Origin of the sequence: Anaerotignum faecicola, assembly GCA_024460105.1 — a bacterium.
Classification (GTDB): domain Bacteria; phylum Bacillota; class Clostridia; order Lachnospirales; family Anaerotignaceae; genus JANFXS01.
The window spans coordinates 1-408 of sequence record JANFXS010000461.1; the positions used below are offsets into that span (position 1 = coordinate 1).

The 408-nt window shown below is 48.5% G+C and carries 1 protein-coding gene; it reads right to left on the reverse strand.

The genetic code is table 11. The features are described from left to right. Positions 1-191: hypothetical protein (locus NE664_14875; protein ID MCQ4727919.1), on the reverse strand; the 191-nt coding region annotated here is incomplete at its 3' end. Positions 192-408: the final 217 nt, after the last annotated feature.

Here is a 408-nt window from a genome sequence, read left to right on the forward strand (position 1 = left end):
GCCCGATCTCTCGCCCTGCTTTTTTTAAAGCATCCGGAGTACTTCCGGAACCGCTTCCTGTTATATCGGAATACCATCCGCTCAATCTGTTTTTGAGATGGTGTGCCGATCAAAAGCGACAGTCTTTTTACTGTACGGTATAAAATCGGACAACCGCTCAGATAGTTCTTAATCCTCTGTTTTCCCTTCATTCATCCTCTGCCTTTCCGGAAAGCCTTCTGTTTACGACTCTGCCCTCACCAGTAACAGCCATTCTCCACCTTCTCCGCCCCATGCACCTTTTCACTCTCTGAAGGCCTGATCCAGTACTCATTGATAAAACGTTTATATGCCGGCTGGTCCTCCAGCCACCGATTACCGTAGACTCCAAAAAGCATCTGGCCGGCTGGACTCAGATGCTTTTTGGAG